This is a genomic window from Formosa bonchosmolovskayae, from assembly GCF_051016085.1.
GTDB lineage: Bacteria > Bacteroidota > Bacteroidia > Flavobacteriales > Flavobacteriaceae > Formosa.
In genome coordinates, this window is sequence record NZ_CP174605.1 from 2,567,536 (window position 1) to 2,591,880 (window position 24,345).

Annotated in this window: 18 protein-coding genes and 1 pseudogene; all 19 read left to right on the forward strand. The window is 30.8% G+C overall.

What is annotated here, in order from left to right:
- Window positions 1-244: 244 nt before the first annotated feature.
- The 19 genes and pseudogenes from ACKC83_RS11010 (at window position 245) to ACKC83_RS11100 (ending at window position 24,244) form a co-directional block, all read left to right on the forward strand.
- Window positions 245-2,167, forward strand: a complete 1,923-nt coding sequence (locus tag ACKC83_RS11010; protein WP_434035518.1) for an O-antigen ligase family protein — start codon at window positions 245-247, stop codon at window positions 2,165-2,167.
- A 16-nt stretch (window positions 2,168-2,183) separates the two neighbouring features.
- Window positions 2,184-3,275: an efflux RND transporter periplasmic adaptor subunit gene (locus tag ACKC83_RS11015; RefSeq protein WP_434035519.1), complete on the forward strand. Its 1,092-nt coding sequence runs from the start codon at window positions 2,184-2,186 to the stop codon at window positions 3,273-3,275.
- A 3-nt stretch (window positions 3,276-3,278) separates the two neighbouring features.
- Entirely contained in the window at window positions 3,279-6,377 is a 3,099-nt protein-coding gene (locus ACKC83_RS11020) for an efflux RND transporter permease subunit (RefSeq protein WP_434035520.1), read from the forward strand.
- Complete coding sequence (locus tag ACKC83_RS11025; RefSeq protein WP_434035521.1) at window positions 6,364-7,896, forward strand: TolC family protein; 1,533 nt, start codon at window positions 6,364-6,366, stop codon at window positions 7,894-7,896. The genes ACKC83_RS11020 and ACKC83_RS11025 overlap by 14 nt, the downstream gene beginning before the upstream one ends.
- 24 nt (window positions 7,897-7,920) lie before the next feature.
- Window positions 7,921-9,153, forward strand: a complete 1,233-nt coding sequence (locus ACKC83_RS11030; RefSeq protein ID WP_434035522.1) for a 6-bladed beta-propeller — start codon at window positions 7,921-7,923, stop codon at window positions 9,151-9,153.
- 12 nt (window positions 9,154-9,165) lie between these two features.
- Window positions 9,166-9,369 carry a hypothetical protein gene (locus ACKC83_RS11035; RefSeq protein ID WP_434035523.1) on the forward strand — a complete coding sequence of 68 codons (204 nt, stop codon included), beginning with the start codon at window positions 9,166-9,168 and terminating at the stop codon, window positions 9,367-9,369.
- A gap of 325 nt (window positions 9,370-9,694) precedes the next feature.
- Window positions 9,695-9,997 carry a hypothetical protein gene (locus ACKC83_RS11040; protein WP_434035524.1) on the forward strand — a complete coding sequence of 101 codons (303 nt, stop codon included), beginning with the start codon at window positions 9,695-9,697 and terminating at the stop codon, window positions 9,995-9,997.
- A gap of 73 nt (window positions 9,998-10,070) precedes the next feature.
- Window positions 10,071-11,165: a 6-bladed beta-propeller gene (locus ACKC83_RS11045; protein WP_434035525.1), complete on the forward strand. Its 1,095-nt coding sequence runs from the start codon at window positions 10,071-10,073 to the stop codon at window positions 11,163-11,165.
- Window positions 11,166-11,780, forward strand: a complete 615-nt coding sequence (locus tag ACKC83_RS11050) for a hypothetical protein (protein ID WP_434035526.1) — start codon at window positions 11,166-11,168, stop codon at window positions 11,778-11,780.
- 345 nt (window positions 11,781-12,125) lie between these two features.
- Window positions 12,126-12,742 (forward strand): annotated as a pseudogene (locus ACKC83_RS11055) (IS1595 family transposase); the annotation flags it as partial.
- 153 nt (window positions 12,743-12,895) lie between these two features.
- Window positions 12,896-14,071: a signal peptidase I gene (gene lepB / locus ACKC83_RS11060; RefSeq protein ID WP_434035527.1), complete on the forward strand. Its 1,176-nt coding sequence runs from the start codon at window positions 12,896-12,898 to the stop codon at window positions 14,069-14,071.
- Between the two features lie 14 nt (window positions 14,072-14,085).
- Window positions 14,086-17,235, forward strand: a complete 3,150-nt coding sequence (locus tag ACKC83_RS11065) for an efflux RND transporter permease subunit (RefSeq protein WP_434035528.1) — start codon at window positions 14,086-14,088, stop codon at window positions 17,233-17,235.
- 857 nt (window positions 17,236-18,092) lie between these two features.
- The gene (locus ACKC83_RS11070) at window positions 18,093-18,503 is read left to right on the forward strand and encodes a response regulator (protein WP_414037034.1); all 411 of its coding nucleotides are present in this window, start codon (window positions 18,093-18,095) and stop codon (window positions 18,501-18,503) included.
- A 1-nt stretch (window position 18,504) separates the two neighbouring features.
- Window positions 18,505-19,044: a heme NO-binding domain-containing protein gene (locus ACKC83_RS11075; RefSeq protein WP_434035529.1), complete on the forward strand. Its 540-nt coding sequence runs from the start codon at window positions 18,505-18,507 to the stop codon at window positions 19,042-19,044.
- Window positions 19,044-21,020, forward strand: a complete 1,977-nt coding sequence (locus ACKC83_RS11080) for a PAS domain-containing sensor histidine kinase (protein WP_434035530.1) — start codon at window positions 19,044-19,046, stop codon at window positions 21,018-21,020. The genes ACKC83_RS11075 and ACKC83_RS11080 overlap by 1 nt, the downstream gene beginning before the upstream one ends.
- A 2-nt stretch (window positions 21,021-21,022) precedes the next feature.
- Window positions 21,023-22,153 carry an FIST signal transduction protein gene (locus ACKC83_RS11085; RefSeq protein ID WP_434035531.1) on the forward strand — a complete coding sequence of 377 codons (1,131 nt, stop codon included), beginning with the start codon at window positions 21,023-21,025 and terminating at the stop codon, window positions 22,151-22,153.
- The gene (locus tag ACKC83_RS11090; RefSeq protein ID WP_434035532.1) at window positions 22,153-23,220 is read left to right on the forward strand and encodes a sensor histidine kinase; all 1,068 of its coding nucleotides are present in this window, start codon (window positions 22,153-22,155) and stop codon (window positions 23,218-23,220) included. Before ACKC83_RS11085 ends, ACKC83_RS11090 begins: the two co-directional genes overlap by 1 nt.
- Window positions 23,207-23,524: an Hpt domain-containing protein gene (locus ACKC83_RS11095; protein ID WP_434035533.1), complete on the forward strand. Its 318-nt coding sequence runs from the start codon at window positions 23,207-23,209 to the stop codon at window positions 23,522-23,524. Before ACKC83_RS11090 ends, ACKC83_RS11095 begins: the two co-directional genes overlap by 14 nt.
- Window positions 23,525-23,533: 9 nt before the next feature.
- Window positions 23,534-24,244, forward strand: coding sequence for a LytR/AlgR family response regulator transcription factor (locus ACKC83_RS11100; protein WP_434035534.1), 711 nt, complete (start codon window positions 23,534-23,536; stop codon window positions 24,242-24,244).
- Window positions 24,245-24,345 lie beyond the last annotated feature (101 nt).

Consider the following 24,345-nt stretch of genomic DNA (forward strand, 5'->3'; position numbering starts at 1 on the left):
AAGTGAACCTCATTTAATAGAGATGTATTTTTTAATTAACTCAAGTAAATTTCACTTTACTAAATTTTACTAAAACAGTTAACGAATTGTTAAAATAGTATCTGTATTGACTAATATGTTTCATATATCATTGGTTGTGAAATCGTTAACTTGTAGGTGTTTTATTACAGTCTCTAATTTGCCTAAAATTAATAGGTGTAAACAGCATCTAAAAAGTAACAAGATGTTACACCATTACTTCAAAATGATTATAAAAAAGAATATTTATATTAAAGGTCTTTTTGTATTAGAAAAAGCTGTTTTTTTTCTGGCCTTTATACTTCTAATTGTTCTTCCTCAAATTAATATTACCAATTATACACAATCTACCATCACTAGTAAGTGTCTTGTTTTTCTTTATAGTTGTTTTACTATTTTAAGCGCCTACATCCTTTTTATAATATTTTCTAAAAAAAAATCCATACATATTTCCAAATTAGATATAACCCTTTTAATGTTAATGGGGTATTTAGCATGTAATAGATATATTATTCAACCAGAGTATAATTTTTCAATTAGATATATAGAATTATTAGGATTAGGAGTTTTATATACCGTTTTAAGAAACTTTTCATTTAAAAACTATTTATGGTTATTGTTAGCTATAGTTATTTCTGGTATTATACAAGCTGTTTATGGTAACTTACAAGTACTGGGGTATTACGCTTCAAATCATTCCTTGTTCAGAATGACGGGAAGTTATTTTAATCCAGGGCCTTATGCTGGTTTTCTAACGGCTGTTTGGTCAGTTGCACTTGGATTGTACTTGTTTAAAGATAAGATGTTAAAGCAATTACTACCTACAAATAAATCAAATTATACGCATAATTTAATAGCAGTTCTTTTTGAATACATACCCTTATTAGGTGTTATAAGTATTATACTCGTATTGCCTGCAACACAATCAAGATCTGCATGGTTAGCTATATTGCTAAGTAGTACTGTTTTAATAGAATATCGGTATCATATTTTAAAGGGTGTATTTAAAAATATAAATAGACTAAAAAAGAGTATTTTAATAATAGTCTCTTTATCCATTATCGGTGCTGGATTATTTGGTGTTTATAATTTTAAAAAAGAATCTTCAAATGGGCGTTTGTTTATTTGGGAAGTCTCTACAAAAATAATTAAAGAAAATCCTTTTTTTGGTGTGGGGCATGATCGTTTTAAAGCAAATTACATGAATGCCCAAGCTCATTTTTTTAAAGAAAATGGCGAAACGAAAGACGCTTTAGTTGCTGATAATACGTACTATGCTTTTAACGAATGGTTGCAATATATTGTAGAAAATGGACTTATAGGTGGGGTGTTTTTAGCATTATTTCTATATGTGCTATTTAAAGTGACTGTGGATGAACCCCAAAAATTTATAGTCATAATTTTATTCTCTGGATTACTTGCTATAAGTGTTTTTGCTTTCTTCTCATATCCAATGCAAATACTACCTGTAAAAATGATACTTATCGTTTTAATAGGGTTTTTATCAAAATTAGATAGAAAAAAATATATAATTCTAAGTATTCAAAATAGATCAAGACCATATGTATTTGGTTTTTTCAAAACAGCTATTTTTATTCTTAGTACTATAGGAATTGTAAAAGGAGTCACATACACAAACACATTAGAGAAAAGCTTTACGATGTGGCAGAATGCTTTAAGTACATATCAATATGGAGATTACGAAGGTGCTATACAAGAATACGAACAAGTCTACCCTATTCTAAAAAAAGAGGGTGATTTTTTAATGAATTATGGCAAAACACTATCTATAAATAAGCAAAATAAGCAAGCTGTTAAAATATTAGAGGAGGCCAAAATACATTTGAATACGACTATTATAGAAACGGCTTTAGGTGATGCCTATAGAGGCTTAAAACAATTTAATAAGGCCGAAGAAGCTTACCAAAATGCTGCTAATATGATTCCCATTAGGTTTTTCCCTATGTATTTACTTGCTAAAATGTACGATGAAAGTGGAAATCGAAAAGAAGCCATAGCAATGGCGCAAAAAATACTTAATAAAGAAATCAAAGTCCCTTCAACTGCTATTAAAGAGATGAAAGCAGAAATGACTAATATAATTAGTAAATATAATATAGAACCTATTGGATTAAATAAAAATCAATAAAACAAAAAACCATCAAATGCCAAAATCAATATCATTTTTAATATGTCTTTGTGTTATAGTGCTCTATAGCTGCAACGAAAAAAAAGAAAATCCAGAAGAAGAGCTCATTGACAAAAAAACGTACAGCATACAAAAAAACGAAGTTCATGTAGCGGTATTACAAGAAACAGCTTTTAAAAAAGAATTGGTAAGTAATGGTAAATTGATAGCACTTCAAAAAAATAGTTTAAAGTTTGAGGTTGGTGAGCGGTTAGAAAAACTATATGTAGCCAATGGAGACATAGTAAAAGAAGGAGAAACTTTGGCTGTATTAAAACCTTATGTATTCCAACGAAAATTAGATAAAGCGACTATAAATCTAAAAAAAGCCACTTTAGATTTTAAAGATCAATTACTTGGTCGTGGATATGACTACGATGTAAAGGATAGCATTCCTAAAAACATATACGAAATGGTAGCCATTCGAAGTGGTTACGATGATGCATTACGAGATGTCGAGGATGCTAAATACGAACTGCAATCCTCTAAGCTTAAAGCACCATTTAGTGGAAGAATCGCTAATATAGTAAATAAACAGTTCGAGCAAATAAGTGCAGGAAAGGATTTTATAACTCTAATTAACGATGCTGTTTTTGAAGTGGAATTTTACCTTATAGAATCTGAAATAGGTGATGTTAGTGTAAACGACCAAGTAGAGATTATACCTTTCGCTTTAGAAAAAACTTATCAAGGTAAAATCACCACCATTAACCCTTTAGTCGAAAAAAACGGAACTATTCTGGTTAAGGCTTTAGTGAAAAATGATGGCCTGTTAATGGAAGGCATGAATATAAAAGTATTAATTCAAAAAGATATTCTAAACCAATTAATAGTACCCAAAGAGGCTGTTATTTTACGTCAAAATCAAGAAGTATTATTTAAGGTTGTTAACGGACGTGCCTTTTGGACGTATGTTTTAACAACTAACGAAAATAGTCGGAATTACGCCGTAATACCACATCCAGACAAAAGTTCTGCTGTGTTAACTCCTGGGGATTCAATTATTGTTGCTGGTAATTTAAATTTAGCGCATGATAGTGAAGTATTTGTTAAGAAAAGTATAGAATAATAGATGATAAAATTCCTCATTCACAAACCCATCGCGGTTTTAATGACTACCCTAGGGATACTAATTTTAGGCATTTACGCTTCTAATTTTATTCCCGTTTCTTTAATGCCGGATATTGATATACCAGAAATAACGGTTCAGGTAAGCGACGAGAATATGTCTGCACGTCAGCTAGAAGATGGTGTTGTAAGGAACTTACGAAATGAATTAAAGCAGGTAAGCCACTTAAAAGATGTAAAAAGCGAAACAACCAACGGGATGGCGGTTATTAGGTTGCTTTTTACCCATGGTACTAAAATAAACTATTCTTTTATTGAAGTGAATGAGAAGATAGACCGCTTTATGGGGCGCTTACCAAAAACCATGAAACGGCCCAAAGTGATTAAAGCCAGTGCTACAGATATTCCCGTTTTTTATGTTAGTGCTACTTTAAAAGAGAACCAAGAAAAAAAGGCCGTTCAGAATAAGGATTTATATCCAGTGTCTCAGGAGTTTGTAGATTTTAATCGTTTTATCAATCAAGTTGTTAAAAAACGAATAGAGCAGGTGAATGAGGTGGCTATGGTAGATATTAGTGGTTTGGTCGCTTCAGAAATCTTAATTATTCCTAATCTAGAAAAACTACATTCCTTAGGTTTAAGTTTAGATGCATTGGAAAGTGTGATTACAAATGCCGATGTAGACATTGGTAATTTATCTATAAAAGATAGTCAGTACCAATATAATATACGCTTAGGAAGTAAGGTTACCAATATAAGGGATGTAGAAAATTTATATTTAAAAAAAGACCAGCGTGTTTTCCAGTTAAAAGATATTGCTCAGGTGGTTGAGCATCCTCAAAAACGTAAAGGCTTGGTTTTGTCCGATGGCAAAGAAGCCGTTACCATGGCAATTATTAAGCAACAAGATGCCCGCATGGGAGATTTAAAAGAACAGTTGGAAACTTTGTTGAAGCAACTGCGTAAAGATTATAAAACCATAGATTTTAAAGTAACCCGAAGTCAAACAAAACTATTAGACTATGCTATAAGTAACTTAATTCAGAGTTTGTTATGGGGCGTGTTACTCGCTTTTACTATTATGTTTTTATTTTTAAAAAATATAAAAGCCCCATTTTTAATAGCGATAGTTATTCCCGTTTCTTTGGTAATCAGCCTATTGTTTTTTCAGTTTTTCGAAATTTCCATAAACATTATTTCACTTTCAGGAATGGTATTGGGCATTGGATTAATGATAGATAATTCTATTATTGTTATAGACAACATTAGCCAATACAAAGCACAAGGATACAATCTGTCGGAGTCTTGTGTGTTGGGGACCAATGAAGTTTTCAGGCCCTTATTAAGTTCTGCACTTACTACTTGCGCCGTGTTTTTGCCTTTGGTTTTTATTAGTGGCATTACAGGCGCTTTGTTTTATGATCAGGCTATGGCTATTAGTATTGGTTTGTTTGTGTCTTTATTAGTGTCATTAACCTTATTGCCTGTACTTTATTATTTGTTTCATAAACGTGAGAAAACTAAAAAGGGACCTATCACGCGTTTTTTAGAAAAATCGAATCCGATAAATTATATCGAGGTTTACGAAAAAGGTTTTCGGTGGATGATGCGGCATCAAAAAGCATCATGGATACTTATTGGTGTCCTGCTTATAATGGTTATAGGTTTGTTTAGTGTATTACCAAAAACACAGATGCCCGATTTTTCTAAAACGGAAACCTTACTTAAAATAGATTGGAACGAGCAAATTAATGTGGATGAAAATAAACAACGTGTCTTAACCGCATTAAAACTTGTTCAAGACCATTTAAAAGACCACACAGCATTAGTAGGAAGTCAACAATTTATACTAGACAAGAAATCGCTTGCAAAAGCATCGGAAGTCACACTTTATTTAAATGCAGGCAACCCAGAAACTTTAGAAAAAATTACACAAAAACTAAGTGGGTATTTACAAGAAACATATCCAGAAGCGCTATATAACTATGAAGAAGTAGATAATATTTTCAATATCATATTTTCTGATGATGAAGCACCACTGGTTGCTAGAATGCGAAACGTAAGTGGTTTAAAAAATCAACAAAACGAACACTTAAAAGACGTCTGGTTTCAGGTGAGTCAAAATAGTGGTGATTTAGAGCTAAAACCTATTGTCTGGCAAGAATCCATGGTTTTAGTTGCAAACAAGGAAAAACTCATGACTTACGATGTTAATGAAAATCAGTTGTTTAATAAATTAAAAAGTGCTTTTGGAGAACGGTCTGTCTTTTCAATTGCCGATAACCAAGATGTTGTACCCATTATATTAGGTGGCGAAATAAAATCTATTCAAGCTGTACTTAATGAAACCGTTGTAAGCTCTAAAGATAGTGCTCAAATTCACGTAAAAGAGTTTATAAATGTTATGCAAACCAAAGATTTAAAAACCATTATCGGAGGTACGCAAGGCGAGTATTACCCTATAGAGTTACAAGTAGATGATAAAAATGTAGATGCAACACAAGCCATAATTAAAAAAATTGTAAATGATAATAAATGGTACGATGTTAGTTTTTCTGGTCGTATTTTCTCTAATAAAGCAATGCTTAACGAACTGATTATTGTTTTATTAATCTCATTACTATTGCTCTACTTTATTTTAGCATCGCAATTTGAGTCTTTTTTACTCCCATTAATTATACTCCTAGAAGTGCCTATAGATCTCGCTGGAGCCTTTTTATTTTTAAAGCTTTTCGGGATGAGTATTAATTTAATGTCATTAATAGGTATTGTGGTGATGAGTGGGATTATCATAAACGATTCTATATTAAAAATTGATACCATTATTCAATTACAACGCCAAGGATACACTTTATTAAAAGCATTATTGGTTGCAGGACAAAGGCGTCTAAAGCCCATATTAATGACCAGTTTAACAACTATTCTCGCTTTAGTTCCCTTATTGTTTTCATCAGGTTTAGGTGCAGAATTACAAGCGCCATTAGCAGTTTCATTAATAGGAGGAATGATTTTAGGAACGGTAATTAGCCTATACTTTATTCCGCTCTGTTATTATTATTTATCTAAAATTAAAATAAAAAAAAGTAACAATGAATTTATTTAAATTGATAGATAAAATGGACTTTAAAATAATTGGATGGGTTGTCGTATTCGGGGTATTCTCTTTTAGAGGATTTGGGCAAAATATAGCACCCCTTTCCGATAACAGAGAAATTACTTTAGAGGACGTTTTAAAAATGGCAAGCAAAAACTCTTTGGATGCCTATAAAGCAAAACGCCAATATGAATATAGTTATTGGAACTTTCGCTCCTTTAAAGCCAGCCTATTACCAAGCATAGATTTAACAACGCAACCCTTTACGTATACAAGCTCTGTTGTCGAGCGTTATGATTCTGATTTAAACCAAGATGTATTTAGGCCTATACAAACTTTAAACTCCTATGCAGGTTTGTCATTGGGGCAAAATATATCACAAACAGGAGGGCGTATATCGCTTAATTCTACCTATAATAAACTAGTAAATTATAATGATGATAATACGATAAGTAGTTATAGTGTAACGCCTGTTAATATTTCTTTATCACAACCTTTAATGGCTTATAATTCATTTAAATGGCTTAAGAAAACGGCACCATTAGAGTATGAAAAATCACATAAAGACTTGCTATATCAACTTCAAAATATAAATATAAATGCCCTACAATTATTTTTTAATTGGGCTTTAGCTTCTAAAAGATACGACATGGCAAAAGACAAGGTCGCTTCTTCCAAAAAGTTATTTAATATTGGGAAAAAGCGTTACGACATCGGTAGTATTGAAAAAGAGGATGTATTAAACCTAGAGTTACAACTGTACAATGCAGAAACAGATTTTACCATTCAGGAAAAGGATTTAGAACGTGTTAAACAAGATTTGGAATTGTATTTAAGAAGTGATTTGTCAAGTTATTCTGTACCCGTATTACCAGAATTAATTTCAAAATTAAAAATAAACATCGATGAAGCTTTAGCACTTTATAATGCTAACAATCCAGAGATGTTAGATATAGATATTAGTAAAATTGAGGCTGAAAGAGATTTAGATCAGGCCATAAAAAGTAACCGATTCGACCTGTCTCTATCTGCCAGTTATGGTCTAAATCAACAAGCGCAAACATTTTCAAACGCTTATGATGATTTACTTAAACAAGAATTAGTGTCAATACGGTTTTCCATGCCCATTTTGGATTGGGGAGAGCGCAGAGGTAATATAAAAAAGGCACGCATGAACAAAGCTGTTCTAGATATAGATCACGAACAAGCAGAGAATAAGTTAAACCAAGAAATAACATCTAAAATAACTGATTTTAACTTACAGGAAAAATTGGTATTGAACGCATTACGAGCCAATGAAATAGCTAGAGAATCTTATACCATTACAGAAAAACGCTTCTTAGCAGGGCGGGTAGATTTGTTAAGGTTAACAAGCGCGTTAAATGCATGGCAAACTAGTAACGAAAGCTATATGACTAAGCTCTCTAATTATTGGAGATACTATTACGAAATACAGCAATATACCCTTTATAATTTTAGAGAATCAAGAGAATTAACTGTAGATCTTGAAAAAGGGATTTTAGATTAATTATCAATCTTAAAATATGATAAAATGTTAAAAATAATAATTTTTTGCTACGCTTTTACCCTATTTTTTTCTTGTAAAGAACATGTTCAAGTTAATGATGTTTTAACAATTAATTTGTCTCCGGACTCCTTTACAAAACCAGAGCAAATAAATTTAAGCACAATTGCAAGCCATATAGAATACATACCATTAGAAACAAATCAGGATGTTATACTGGGGCGTATCCATAATGGAACACCTCATTTTTTTGATAATAAAATATTACTTCAAAATAGAGGTACCTTATATCTATTTGATATAACAGGGAAGTTTTTAAATAAAATTGGTGATATTGGAGAGGGCCCAGGAGAACATTCAAAACACTTTAAATTTGGAGTTTTATCTAAGGATAAACTAATTGTTATTTATGATATCATAAAAAGGAAAGTCTTTTTTCATTCGTACAACGGGCATTTTGTTTCTAGTTTTAAAATTGATTTCAACCCAAGCTCTTTTATCCCTTATAATAATCATTTAGTATTTTTTAATTCACAGTTTAGAAGAAAAGAAGCCGATTATCATATTATATCAACACTTACTAAAGAAGGCAAAATAGTTAAAAGGTATTTACATAGACCGGAAGAATCTGAATTAGATGAAAAAATACGATTTCTACCAGGTCGTGATTTAATAGATGAAGGCGTCCCTGAAAATGAGTTTCGGTTTTTAGATAATGTGATTTCCTCTAAAGAAAAAATAATATGGGAAATATCTGAAGATTTTCCACCAACTCCTAAATATCAACTGAATTTAGGAGAAAACCAAAGACCTATTAATGATTACCTGTCCGAAAACATTGTGGGTTTAATTAATAATACTTTTTTTAAGTATAATGAATTACATAGTTATATAGAAACACCCCATTATATGTTTTTTAAAATGATTTGGGGAGGTAAAAAACCGCCGTATGCTTTTGTTTTATATAATAAAGCTGAAAATAAAAGGACATGGATTCAAAATAAAGAAGAAAAACGAATTTCTCACAATTTTGTTAATGATTTAGATGGAGGTGTACCATTTTTTCCATTTTGGAAAGCCAAAGAAAACAAATTGGTTTTACCTATATCGGTATTAGGCTTAAAAGAGTATTTAAATACGCATAAATTAAAAGAGCAACATATTATAGATGTAAATGGTAGAATGGCGTTGGAACAAATAGTTGCAAACGCAAAAGATACTGATAACCCAATTTTAATGGTGGTTACATTAAAAGATTAAATAACTGTAAAAATGACCTATTTAGAAAAAAAAGAAAAAGAAAAACATCTTTTATATTTAATTGAACAAAATAGATTAATCTGTTTAAAAAAGGTTGCTAATGATTACGAATGTAGTTTAAGAACAATAGAGCGGATGTTGGAAGATTTACGAAAGCAAGGTTATGATATTGTTTTTTGTAGGAAAAGTAAAAAATACTTTATCAAAAAAAACTGACCGACAAAATTTAACGGTGACAAGTGTTATATTGTGGTCAGTTAAGTATAAAAAACCTCTGGGTTTAAAAATTAAAATAATGTCCAAATTACTGTTTAACCTTTAAAATTGAAAGCTTATGACATAAACCAACAACACCCCGAGGATAGATTTATTTCTTATAAAGGTAATACTCTTATAAATTGAATTTCAAAATTAATAATCTAGCACAACTACTTAAACAGTTGTTATGTTCTACAAAGTAGCATACCTCTTTAGACTCTGTGAAAGTAAATGAATTATATAAAGCATCAATATTCTTAACAAAATTTTAAAAATAATAAAAATGAAAAAAATAATTGGATTTTTAGGAGTTGCAGTAATTGCAATGACTATGTTTTTTAGCACGAATACAATCAATAGTTCAACTGGAGATTTTGATTTAGCTAGCTTGATTAATATAAATACTGCTAATGCCGAAGGAGATCTATGTCCCTATTTTAAATCTACAAACTATGGTCGGTTTACTGGAATTTGGCAGTGGGAAGTTATCAAATGTTGTACAAATGGAACTGCAATGGATGGGTGTAATTTTTCTCTTGAAGACGCTGAGTGTGCGGCTGAGATAGTTAGAAATGAACCTTGCTAAAGATAATTATTAATACCTATGAGAGCTATGCAAGTTTTACTTGTGTAGCCTCTTTTTAAATATAATTAATAACATGAATATAATAAATAAAAATAATTTAAGTCTTATAATTTTAATTACAGTTTTTATTAGTTGTAATTCAGAAAATGAAAAGAAAGGAATTCTTGTAAAATTTGATAATAGTAATACAATTATTAATTACACAGACTATATGGATTCCATTTATTATATAAAATTAGATAATAAATATCCACTTGCTAACATATCTAAAGCTAAATATTCTAATGGCAATTTTTATATTTTAGATAAGGCTGCTTCAGCAATAGTAGTTTTCAATAAGTCTGGAGAATATATCAATAAATTAGAGAAGTTTGGACGTGGTCCAGATGAATATTCTGGTATTACAGATTTTGATATAAACCCATCCACAAACAATATTAGTATTTTAGATGGAAACAGAAAAAAAATAATGGAATACAATCAAAAAGGTAAATTAATAAATGATTTTTTGATAAAAGACTTTGTAAGAAGTTTGATTAGCTTATCAAATGGAGATTACTTGTTTTATACTCCCGATTTAAATGTAGGGAATTATAGAAGAGGTCTTTGGAAAGTTAATAATAAAGGAGAATTTACACAACAATTACTTAATATCGATAAAGATTTTAAATTTGTTTTTTTAAGGCCATTTTATTTTTGTGAGATAAATGATAGTTTGATTGGGATTGCAGGGGAAGATACAGATAATATATACCACATTAGTAATAATAAAGTTTATTCTAAATACAAATTTAATGTTAATCCCCCAATGTCTGACTCATATAAAAATAAAAGTCCTACAGAAATTAATCTAAAAAAAATTAACAATCCATTATATACCAAAATAGCTTATTTTGAAACGGAAAATTACGTTTTGACTGGATTTACAAATTTTAAAAAAAATAAGATAATAATCTATTCAAAAAAAGATCAAAAAATTATTGAAGGAAGTTCGGTAATTAATAATATAGATAAAGTTGAAGGAATTCCAACTGAATGTATATTTGAAAATTCTATAGTGTCTTTTGTCGATCCTATAAGTTTTATTGAAAAAAATGCAGAATTAGCACGAAAATTAAATATTAAATCTTCTGATAATTACTTGTTACAAATACAAAAACTAAAATAAATGACAAAAACCAAATTTTTTATTTATCTATCGTTATTAGGATTAATAATTTTTTATGTTATAAAATTAAAAAACGACGATATAAAATACTCTCTTGCAAATGAAAAAAAAGTAAATGAATCGTATACTGAAAGTAATTTAAATAATCTTATTAAAGCTTATTCTAAGGCGTTTTTTTTTGAAAATACAAAAATTGAAGGCAATGAGTTCTTGTTAGATACTTTATCAAGAGTACTAACAAAACCTAAATTGGTTTTCAAATTTCCAGAAGAAGCATGTGATGTCTGTATTGATAAAGCCTTAATAGATTTAACAAGTTTACGCCCAAAAATAGACGATTCTAGTGTTATTATTATAACTTCATTTAGTTCTAAAAAAAATTTTGAAGCATTTAAAAGAAAACTTAAGTCTAATTATACTTTTTTAAATCTAAATAATAAGCTTTTAATTTATGGTGAATTTAAAAATATTGTAGCTCCTCTTTTTTTTATTTTAAATACAGACATGAAAATTAATAATTGCTATTTTTATCAAAAAGAATTAGTAGAATTAAATAATAATTATTTTAAAGAAATAGAAGATAAACTAAGTGATGTTAGTGTCAGGAACAAGTAAACTTTTAAAGGGTTATTTCCTTTTCTGGTCGTTGGGATTTTTCTAAAAGATACGAGTCTAAAAAAAAATAAAACCCGGAACAAAAGGAAAAATAAAATTGAATTATGATGTTGAATATTAAGGTCGTTTTCATAAAACTATTACTGTTTTTTACAATGGAGAAAATGTGACAAAAGAATTAACTATAAAAGGTGAAGTAGCCTACCCAAAAGAGTAAAAAAATAATACATCCACAAGATTATGTTTATCTAGTCTTTCATCAAAATAGAGGTTGGAGTTAGAAAAAGAATTAGCACAGTTATCTGTTGATTCAGCGGTCCCAGAGCGTCAGAATTCACGACGTTTTTATTAGATAATAAGTTAGGTTGTTGTGCGCATTGTTCTCAACCTAAGTATGTGAAATTCGGAATAGATAAAGGATTCCAGCGTTATAAATGTAAATTATGTAATCGAAGCTTTTGGAGTACACAAGAACTTGGATGGCAGGATTCAAAGTAAAGATAAAATAGAGGATTACTAGTGACGAGACCTTCTTTCCAAATTCAGAGAAAGGGAGACCCGTGACACATCGTGAACCTAGAAAGAGAGAATGAAGTTCTAAAACAAGAGGGATAAGTATCGATCAGGTTGCTGTTATAGTAACAAAGGATAGGAAATCAACTTTAGACCTTACGGTTGATACTATGGAAAGGTTAAAGAAAATAGATATTGAAAATGCTATTGGTGACAGAATAAAACCAAATCAAGCTATTCTATGTAGTGATGAACATGTAAGTTTTAAGGGTTTTGCTATAGATAAGAATATTGAACATCATGCACTAAAGACCATTATAAAACAACGTGTCAAAAACAAGATATATCATATTCAGCACGTTAATTTAACTCATAACAGGATTAAGAAGTGGATTGTTAATACGTTTTCGCGAGTGTCAACCAAATAGTTACAGCAATATTTAAATTAGTAGAGGATCAAAGATAAACTAAAACATAGAAATAATAAATTAAATGCTTTCATTAATAAACTAGCCGAAAAAATTAAAGAGATTCATAAATATCAAAATATTGGACTTTATTAGTAAAAATTAATCTCAACGCAAAATTAAACTAGAGCCTTAATGAAAAGTATAAAAAAGAAATACCTAGTATTACTAACCATATTAGTTATTTTATCGGTGCTAAGACTATTTTGGCTATGTTTAGCTCTAATTATACTTACCTTAGGCTTTTGGGGTGTAAATTATCTATTAGACCTAATAAAATACAAGGTTATAAAAAAGCTATGCAAAGGTGTGTTTTTATTTTTAATGTTGCTTTTTGTCGCCATTGGTATTCGGGTTTTTATAGCCGATATTTATTTAATACCAAGTTCATCTATGGAAAACACTTTATACCCTAAAGATGTTATTTTGGTAAATAAGTTAAAATATGGTCCTAGTTTACCACGGTCACCTTACGAGATTCCTTGGGTAAACATATACTATTTATTACAAGACAACACAAAAGAAGCCGTTACTAAAAAACATTGGGAGGCAAAACGATTAGTAGGTACAAGCACGATAAAACAAGGCGATGTAATGGTTTTTAAAAATTTTAAAAGAGATGTTGTTTTTGTAAAACGCTGTGTAGGTATTGCCGGAGACACGTTTAAAATAGTAAACGGAGAAATTTATATAAACAACACATTATACAATGCTCCTAAACACATACGTAATACCTACGCTTTTAAAGTAAAGCAACCAGAAATTTTATATAAAACTATAGATTCTTTACATATTAACACCCGTTTTTATTCACTTAAAAACGATGGCCATTGGAAAGAAGCAGAATTATCGTATTTAGAAAAAGAAAAGCTACAAAGTTTAGGTGTAATCGATTCCGTTATGCCATTAGATGATACCAATGCATTAAAAAAAATAAATTTATTTCCCATATATGATAAAGATAAAGCATGGACTTTAGATAACTATGGGCCAATAGTTATTCCCAAAGTAGGTATGCAAATACATTTAACAGATGATAATTTGAAGTTGTATAGTCGCCTTTTAAAAAAACATGAAAATACCATTATTAAAAAAAGGGATAACCACTTTTTTATAGGAGAAAAAATAGTAACCAGTTACACCTTCAAGAAAAATTATTATTTTATGATGGGAGATAATAGAAAGTATTCTCGAGATTCTAGATATTTCGGCTTCGTGCCAGAAGAAAAAATTATTGGTAAAGTACAATGTGTTTTATTTTCTAACAAAGATGATGACTTTCAATGGAATCGATTATTTAAGGGGGTTTAAAATAATTGAATACTATGAAATTTAAGTTTTCTTCATTTACTATTTTAACCATTTTTGCTTGTCTTTCTATTATAGGGGTAAGCTTAATACCACTATTAAGTGTCCAGCTAAAACCTTCTCAAGACAAAACATCTTTAACTGTTACGTATAACTGGAAAAATGCCTCAGCAAAAGTTATAGAGCAGGAGGTAACCTCTAAATTGGAAGGTGTTTTAAATACGGTTAAAGGCATAAGAAATATAAGTTCTACATCTTCAAAAGGAAGAGGAGTGGTAGCTCTAAAGTTTAAAAAGGATGCCGATATGGATGCGATTCGATTTGAAATTGCAAACCTTATTCGTCAAACCTACACCGAACTTCCGGAAGGTGTTAGTTACCCATATATAGTCGATAATTTTAGAGATGATGATGATAGATCGAAAGCCATTTTAACGTACAGTATTAACGCCCATGAAAGTCCTTACTATATAAAAAAATATACCGAAGATAAATTAGTGCCTAATTTGTCTGATGTTAAAGGAGTAAGTGAGGTAAGCGTATATGGAGCAACATCTTACGAATGGGTTATAGAATACAATACCAATAGCTTATTACAGTTAAACCTATCTGTTGACGATATTTCTAACGGCATAAATAATTACCTCCAAAAAATGCAATTAGGTATTGGTAGTTTTTATGTAAACAACACACAAAAAAAGGAAGAACAATCTATGTCCCTAGTTTTTAACTCGGACGAAAATATTAATTGGGCTAATATTCCCATAAAAAAAATAGGAAATAGAATTATTTATTTAGAAGATGTTACTAAAATTAGATTTAAAGAAGCTGATGTTAATAGCTATCATCGCATAAATGGATTAAACTCTGTATCCATAGTCATCTATTCAGAAAGTGGTGTTAATACGGTTGAACTGGCAAAACGCCTAAGAGGTATTGTTGATAATTTAAAAAACGAGGTACATACAGATGGTTATTCTTTAAAACTAACCAATGATGTTTCCGAATTTCTCTCGGAAGAAATGGGAAAAATAGAAATCCGTACCCTATATTCTTTACTTATTTTATTGATATTGATTATATTAATAAATAGAAGTTTTAAATATTTGGTAGTATTACTTTTAAGCATCTTTGTTAATTTGGCTGTAGCTGTTGTTTTTTATTATGCTTTAGGGATAGAACTTCATATGTATTCCTTTGCTGGCATTACCATCTCTTTTGGAATCATTATAGATAATAGTATTATCATGATAGATCACCTTAGAAACAAAGGTGATAAAAAAGCTTTTTTAGCCATATTAGCTGCCACACTAACAACTATCGGGGCTTTAATGATCATTTTCTTTTTAAAAGAAGCACAACGTATAAATTTATGGGATTTTGCTTTGGTAATTAGCATTAATATTGGTGTATCTTTAGTGGTTTCTCTGTTTTTTGTACCAGCGCTTCTAGAAAAATTAAAGATTCAAAGCAAGAACATAAATTTTAATAGAAAACGAAAAAGAAGAACCCTAAAATTTACCAGAGTTTATATCATGATAATTTCATTTTTTAAACGTAAACCTGTAAAATGGGTGTTTGTTTTATTATTTATTTTCGGATTTGGCTTACCGCTACACTTAACTCCAGACAAAATGAAAGGCGATACTTTTGGAGTGAACTTATATAATAAAACCTTAGGTAACGAATGGTTTAAGGAAGAAGTAAAACCCACACTCGAAAAAGTTATTGGAGGCTCTTTACGTTTGTTTTCTGAAGAATCTTTTGCAAACTCTTACAATACCGAACCAGAAAGAACCATGCTTACTGTAACTGGTAAAATGCCACCAGGATGTTCTATTGAACAATTAAATGAAGCCGTTGGAAGGATGGAGAATTTAATTTCCAGATATGATGAAGTCAGCTTATACGAAACCAATATATCTAGTCCGCAAAACGCGAGCATACGGATTTATTTTAAAGATGAATTTGAATTTGGAGGGTTTCCATTCACTTTAAAAAACTTACTAGAATCTAAGGCCATAAGTTTGGGGGCTGCAGATTGGATGGTAACTGGAGTTGGTCGTGGTTTTTCGAATGCTTTAGGTACAGGATATAAGAGTCAAAGAATTACAATGGAAGGTTATAATTATGATAAACTGTATAATTATGCCGAACAATTTAAACAACAACTTATAGACAGCTCCATGTCTAGAATTAAAGAAATTGAAATACAAAGTGGTGGACGATCTACCACGGCATTGGGAGAATATTACTTAGATTTCGATTCAGAAAAAATGGCAGATGCAGGTGTATCTCAATCAAATATTTATCGATTTCTAAAAAATCAAGTGTATTCTAATGCCATTGCATCTATTGTGAATAATGATGAAATGCAATCTGTAAAATTGGTGTCAGACAATTACAAAAAATTTAATGTGTGGGATTTAAAAAATACACCCCTGTGGATTAGAAATCAGCAATACAAATTAAATCAATTGGCAACTATTGATAAGCGAAATTCGGGGAATACGATTTCTAAAACCAATCAAAAATATAGTTTAACTGTTGCTTATGATTTTATAGGGACTTACCAATTGGCAAATAAAGTAAAAGTTGATAATATAAAATCTTTTAAAGAGAAATTACCGTTAGGGTTTAATATAGGTAAGACTATAAATAATAACTGGGATAAAGACGGAGAAAATCAATACTACTCCTTGTTTATCGTTATTTTAATTATTTTCTTTATTTGTGCTATTTTATTGGAATCGCTAAAACAACCACTTGCAATTATTAGCATGATTCCTATTTCCTTTATAGGCGTGTTTTTAACCTTTTATTTGTTTGATTTTAATTTTGACCAAGGTGGTTATGCCTCCTTTATTCTTCTATGTGGTATTAGTGTAAATTCGGCATTATATATTATAAATGATTTTAATAATTTAAAAACTCAATATCCAAACAGAAGTTTTAAATCACTATATTTTAAGGCTTTTAATTACAAAATCATACCCGTTCTCCTAACCATTGTATCAACCATTGTCGGTTTTATTCCTTTTGTATGGAATGGGCAGAGGGAAGCGTTTTGGTTTTCGTTTGCAGTTGGTTCTATGGGAGGTTTACTGTTTTCTTTAATAGGTATTCTTATCTATTTACCACTATTTGTAATTAAAAAAACTAGCTAATTTTAATTACCCCTTTAATGAAATTAGAATGAATGAAAGCTAACTAGGTGAAGTTTCCTTGTGGTAGTATATATTCTAAATATTCTAAAAATATATAATTTACATTAGTTAAAAATGGTCTCACTTTATTGTAATTAGTGCTGTTTATAGTCTAATCCCGCTCCAAAAAGAACTATTTAAAAGCGAAATCAATTGAAAAGGCGTATCTGCATAACTCTTTTCTTGTTATACTATTTTTTATTAAAAATGTAATAGCCTTTTCATTTTGCTCAAGAAAACGTGATGATGTAGAAAACATAAATTTTATATCAGAATACTGGTTATAGAAGTTGATTTCAATTTTTACAGTGGTGTAGTTAAATTCTGTTAGGGTTAATCGAGTAATATTATTTAAATGAATTTGTTTAATTTTACCATGTGAATGTCAAAAACTCAATTTAATATGTCCTATAGCGTGTCCTATTATGATTGTTTTTATATAAGCTGTTGAAATACGGGTTGTTGAATGATTTTTATAAATCCTGCCACCCCGACTAACCTAGTTTTAGGTTAAACAAAAACCTTGTAAATCTTAATATTTACAAGGTTTTTTGTTTTTATACACATTTGCTTGCGTTTTTTAACTAAATTTTTGTGGTATATTAATTTACACCATATGCGCTGAATGGCCATGCTACCACAAGGTTTCATGTGTTTAGTCGAGCTATTCTATCCTGAAATAAAAATAGCATTTACTTTTAAAACCATTCATCTACACTTTGTAGCCATTCGTCTACATTAAGCCAAAGCTTACCTAAAAGTCATTTCAGTTTAAAGCAATAGTAATATCTTTATTCCTTAAGAAAAATGGTATGTCAATGAAAACGCTTAAAATATTATTAATAGAGGATGACATGATAGAGGTCATGAAATTAAATAGGGCCATCTCATCCTTGCAATTACCTCATAAAATTATAGAAGCCAATAATGGTGAGGTTGCGTTAAATCTACTCTCCCAAAAAGATAATATACCCGACATCATTTTATTGGATTTAAATATGCCCAAAATAAATGGTATTGAATTTCTAGGTATTCTAAAAAACGATCCCACTTTAAAATATGTTCCCACTATTATCCTAACCACGTCCAGCAATCAGCGCGATTTACTAGAATGCTATGAAATTGGTATTGCAGGTTATGTGCTAAAACCTTTAAAATATGAGGAATATGTTTCAAAAATTGAAAAATTATTAGGATATTGGAGTATTAATGAGTTAAAGAAAATGTAAAATGAAAGGTATTGTGTTTACTGAGTTTTTAGATTTAGTAGAGGATAAATTTGGATTAGAAATGGTCGATAAGATTATAAACCAATCTAATTTAGAATCTAACGGTGTCTACACCTCTGTAGGTACGTATAAGTTTTCAGAAATGCTTCAGCTTTTACAGCATTTAAGTGAACATACAAATATTTCTATAGACGACCTTTTACTAGTATACGCAGAACATTTTTTCGCTGTATTAGCCACAAGTTATCCGGGATTAATCGATTCTTATAAGGACCCGATAGACATGTTAGCCTCAATAGAAAATCACATTCATATAGAAGTTAGAAAAATATATCCGGATGCAGAATTGCCTGCATTTGAAGTTGTCGAAAAAACAGATAATTCGTTAATAATGATTTATAAATCTAGTCGATCTATGCATTATTTCGGATTGGGTTTAATGAATAAAACCTTCGAACACTTTAATTCATCGGCCACAATTCAATGTGAAAAAATTAAAGAAGATGGTACCGAAGTTAAGTTTATAATTCAGAAGAACTAATGAGTCAGCAGCAAATCGATATATTAAAACGAGCGCTTGTTCGGGAACGTGCTGCGAGAAAACAAGCTGAAAAAATACTAGAAAATAAAGCGGCCGAACTTTATGAGGTTAATCAAAAACTACAAAAGTCTAATCAGGATTTAGAAGCCTTATTAACCAGAACAGATTCGCAGTTACAAGGTGTTTTCGAAAATATTGTCGACTCTTATGTTATTATTGATTTGGTGGGTAATATTCTAAAAATGAATGAGGCCGCCGAAGAGTTACTAGGGTATTCTTGTACAGATCAAATGTTTAATCTGATTAAATTAGTACATCCTAGTGAAGTAGAACGCGTGAAAACATCGTTCGAAACCTTATTTAAAGATGGCATCTTAACCGATTTTAATGTCAAAATTATCACAGGAAATAACAGGCATATATTGGTGCATATTAATGCTAGTGTTATTTACGATCAGGGCATTGCCGTGGCTGCACAAGGCATTGTTAGGGATATAACCAAACAGAAGGCTAGTGAAAACAGACTTAAAGAATCCGAAAACAGATTGGCCACTTTAATTCTTAATTTAGATAGTGGTGTCATACTTGAAGACGAGAACAGACATATTGTATTAACTAACAAAAAGTTTACACAACTATTTAATATTGATGCCTCTCCTACAGATTTAATTGGGATGAATTGCAAAACGGCCGCCGAACATAACAGTGTTTTATTTAAGGATCCGGAAGCTTTTTTGTTGCGCATGCGAGATATAGACAATAAAAAAGAAACTGTTTTAGGGGACGAATTGGAAATGATTGATGGTAAGATTTTAGAACGTAATTACCTGCCAATTGTCCAAGGCGGAAAATCTAAAGGGTATTTGTGGACTTTTAAAGATGTGACTTTAAATAGAACCTATAGGAAAAGTTTAGAAGCCGAAAAACAAAAGTATTCCAATATTATTTCTAATATGAATTTGGGCTTGGTAGAGGTCGATAAACGCGATAGAATTTTGATGGTAAATCAAAGTTTTGTAGACATGACTGGATATAGTAAAGAAGAACTTATTGGAGTTAAAGGGAAAGATTTACTTCCGTTTAAATCGGATATGGAGATTATAAAAAACAAAGTCATCGAGCGCAAGCAAGGTAAAACAGAGTCTTACGAATTACGAATTAAAAATAAAGCTGGCGAGATTAGGTATTGGCTGGTTAGTGCCGCTCCAAACTATAATTTAAAGGGTGAAATAACGGGATCTATTGGCGTTAATTTCGATTTTACAGAAATTAAAAATCTGCAACTTCAAAAAGAACGTTTATTAAAAAAGATAGAAATTAGTAACAACGAATTGCACGAATATGCGCATGTGGTTTCTCACGATTTAAAATCGCCTTTACGTAGCATAAATGCCTTAGTATCTTGGTTAAAATCTGATAACGAAGGAAAGTTAGATGCAGGAAGTCTACAAAATTTTGCACTAATAGAAGATACCCTGGAAAAAATGGAACAACTTATAACAGATGTTTTAGAGTATTCCAGTATTGGATCGGATAAAAATCTTACAACTGATGTCGAGTTGGATAAAATGGTTGCAGATGTTATACATATGCTCTATTTACCCGAACATATTAATATTACAGTTTTAAACTCTTTACCAACTGTGGTTGGGAATAAAACCAAATTACAACAACTGTTTCAAAACCTAATTAGTAATGCTATTAAGTTTATCGATAAGGAAACAGGATATATCGAAATTGATTTTGAAGATTTAGATACCCATTATAAATTTTCTATAAAAGACAATGGCGTCGGAATCGATAAAAAGTTCCATCATAAAATATTTAAAATCTTTCATGCTTTAAACAAGAGTAAAGATTCTACAGGAATAGGGTTGTCTATTGTTAAAAAAATTGTCGAGTTACACGAGGGTGAAATTTGGCTAGATAGTGAAACTGCGGTAGGGACTACATTCTTTTTTACATTAAAAAAATAATTATGAAAACTGTTCAGTTAAAGAAGAAAGGGAATGCGTGGGCCTATTTAACGCCTAAACAAGATTTAAAAAATCCGCTGGTATTGGCTTTCGGAAACAGATTTCAATTAGAAGATCCCAATGTTTACAACGACGTAAAAAAACTTTATCCTGACGGACATATTGTTTTCGGATCTACTTGTGGCGATATTGCGGGAGGTATGGTAGACGACGAAAGTATTTCTCTTACAGCATTAGAGTTGGAGAAAAGTAGTTTTCTAATAAAAACAAGTAATGTTTTACATGCCGACTTAGACAGTTATAAAACAGGTAAGGATCTTGTTAAACAGTTTCCGCAAGCGGGTTTAAAGTATATTTATGTAATTTCAGAAGGTAGTTTTATTAATGGAAGTCAGTTAACAAAAGGTATGAATGCGGGCACCGAAGACAATGTTTTAATAACGGGTGGACTTTGTGGTGACGAGGCGAGATTTGAGAAAACTCTTGCAGCATATAACGAGAATCCGAAGTCTGGAGAAATAGTGGCCATAGGTTTTTATGGTGAAACTTTAGAGGTTACTTTTTCTATTCATGGTGGTTGGACTCCTTTCGGACCAGAACGAACGGTCACAAAATCTGAAGGAAATATCTTGTACGAATTAGACAATTTGCCTGCTTTAGATTTGTATAAAAAATATTTAGGTGAAAAATCTAAGGCCTTACCTGGAGCCGCTTTATTATATCCGCTTAATGTTACCACCGAAAATGAAAATCAATCTATTGTTAGAAGCATTTTAAATATAAATGAGGCAGAAAATGCCATTGTTTTAGCCGGTGATATCACCCAAAATGCTAAAGTGCAATTAATGATGACTAATGTAGACAATATAGCCAATGCCTCAGAACGGGCGGCAAGACAGGCTTTGGAGTTGCGACACAAGAAACCAGAGCTAGCACTTTTAGTGAGTTGTATTGGAAGGAAATTAGTTTTAGATCAGCGTGTCGAAGAAGAAATAGACGAAGTTGTAGCTGTAGTAGGTAACGAAACTACTATTTCGGGATTCTATTCCTATGGTGAAATTGCTCCTTTTCATGGCGAAAATAAATGTCAGTTACACAATCAAACCATGACGATAACGCTAATAAGCGAATAATGAATTCTTTATTAAAACGACAAATACGGAAATATTTAAACGAAGCACAAGCTTCCGATAAAGATCTAGAGCCCTTTATCGATGCTGTTAATCGGTCGTACAATAATTTCGATGAGCAATATGTTATGCAACAACGGGCCATGGGACTAAGCTCGGACGAATTGTTTGAAGCTAATAGACAACTACGTCAGGAGGCTCAAGTTCAACAAGATGTAATCTCTAAGCTAAAACGGGTAATTGAAACTTTAAAATTTTACGAGCTTCCAGAGCAAAAAAAAGCAGATAATAAAGAATTAGACGGTATAAAATTGGTTGAGTTTATTGATAAGCAGACCAAAGAAATTATATTAATGAATAAGCAACGCGAAGCGTTATTTAGTGAACTCGCATATCAAAATCAGGAACTTAGTGATTATGCCCACATGGTTTCTCACGATTTAAAATCGCCTTTGCGCAGTATAGATGCATTAACCGCATGGCTAAAAGAAGACTATGAAGTTCTTGTAGATGCTAATGGAAAAGAGAATTTAGATTTAATTAGGAATAATGTCGAAAAAATGGACTTGCTAATTAATGGTATTTTAGAGTATTCAACCATAAGTAAAAATAAAGTAGAATTTTATAAAGTCGATGTCGACAAGCTTTATTACGATATCTTAGATAGTATTGAAATTCCAGACCATATTTCAATTCATAAAAATCAGCACCTACCCACTGTAAAAGGAGATAAATACAGATTACAACAATTGTTTCAAAATTTAATTACCAATGCCATTACGTATAACGATAAAGCACAGGGAAGTATTGAGGTTGGGTTTGAAGAACAGGATCAGTTTTGGCAATTTTATATAAAAGATAACGGAAAAGGGATAGACAAGGTCTATTTCGAAAAGATTTTTGAAACCTTTAAAAAACTAGAAAACAGACCAACATCTACAGGCATTGGTTTATCTATTGTTAAAAAAATAGTACTTCTGTTTGAAGGCGAAATTTGGCTAGAATCTACCGTTGGTAAAGGCACGACATTTTATTTTACCTTAAAAAAAGAACCACATGGAACAGCCTAATTTATCTTACATTAAAAGTATGTCTGGTGGCGATTTAGCCTTCGAACAAAAACTTATAGACATTATTAAATTAGAATTTCCGGAGGAGAAGTCGGTGTACTACGCAAATTTAAATAATCAAAATTTTAAACAAGCAGCAGAGAATGTACATAAACTTAAGCATAAAATTAGTATTTTAGGGCTTGAGAAAAGTTATGAGATTGCTGTAGCGTTTGAGGAAAATTTACTACAGGGTAATACAACCCTAAATAATCAATTCGAATCTATTTTAAATACCATAACTAATTACCTACAAAAGTTATAATTGGTATTTATGAATTGTATTATTATTGATGATGAAGGAACGGCTAGAGCTATAATTAGTCAGTTATGCACGAATCTAAGTCATCTTAATGTTTTAGAGGAATTTCCTAATGCGCTTCAAGCCATTAAGTTTTTAAATCAGAACGATGTCGATTTAATATTCTTGGATATTCATATGCCAGATTTTACAGGATTCGATTTTATAGAAACCATTAAAAATCCACCAAAAATAATACTAACTACTTCCGATGCTAATTTCGCAATTCAGGCTTTTGAGTACGAGTGTATAGTAGATTATTTGGTAAAACCAATTACTCCAGAACGTTTTCAAAAAGCCATAACAAAAGCAGTTAGCATGACGAGAACGGCAGTCGAAATTCCAACTTCTGATAAGGACGTAGCCGCTTCTGGACATCATTTATATGTTAACATAGACAGACGACTAATAAAAATTGATATTCCAAGTATTTATTTAGTTGAAGCCAAAGGTGATTATATTCATGTTAAAACCGAAGATAAAAACTATACGGTGCATTCTACCTTAAAAAAAATGGCCGAAAAATTACCTGAAGATTTGTTCTTAAAAGTACATCGCTCGTTTATAATTAATATTAAGAAAATTATTGATATAGAGGATAATAGCGTGCTTATTAAAAAGGATGTGATTCCTGTAAGCCGATCAAACCGACCAGAATTAATGAAACGTTTAAACCTGTTGTAAGCACTTAACGGGCTTATTATACCATTCGTCTACACTTCGTTTTCATCAAACGAAAATTAAATAATTGGCGAGACTTCGCGTATACCTTTGTGATATAAACC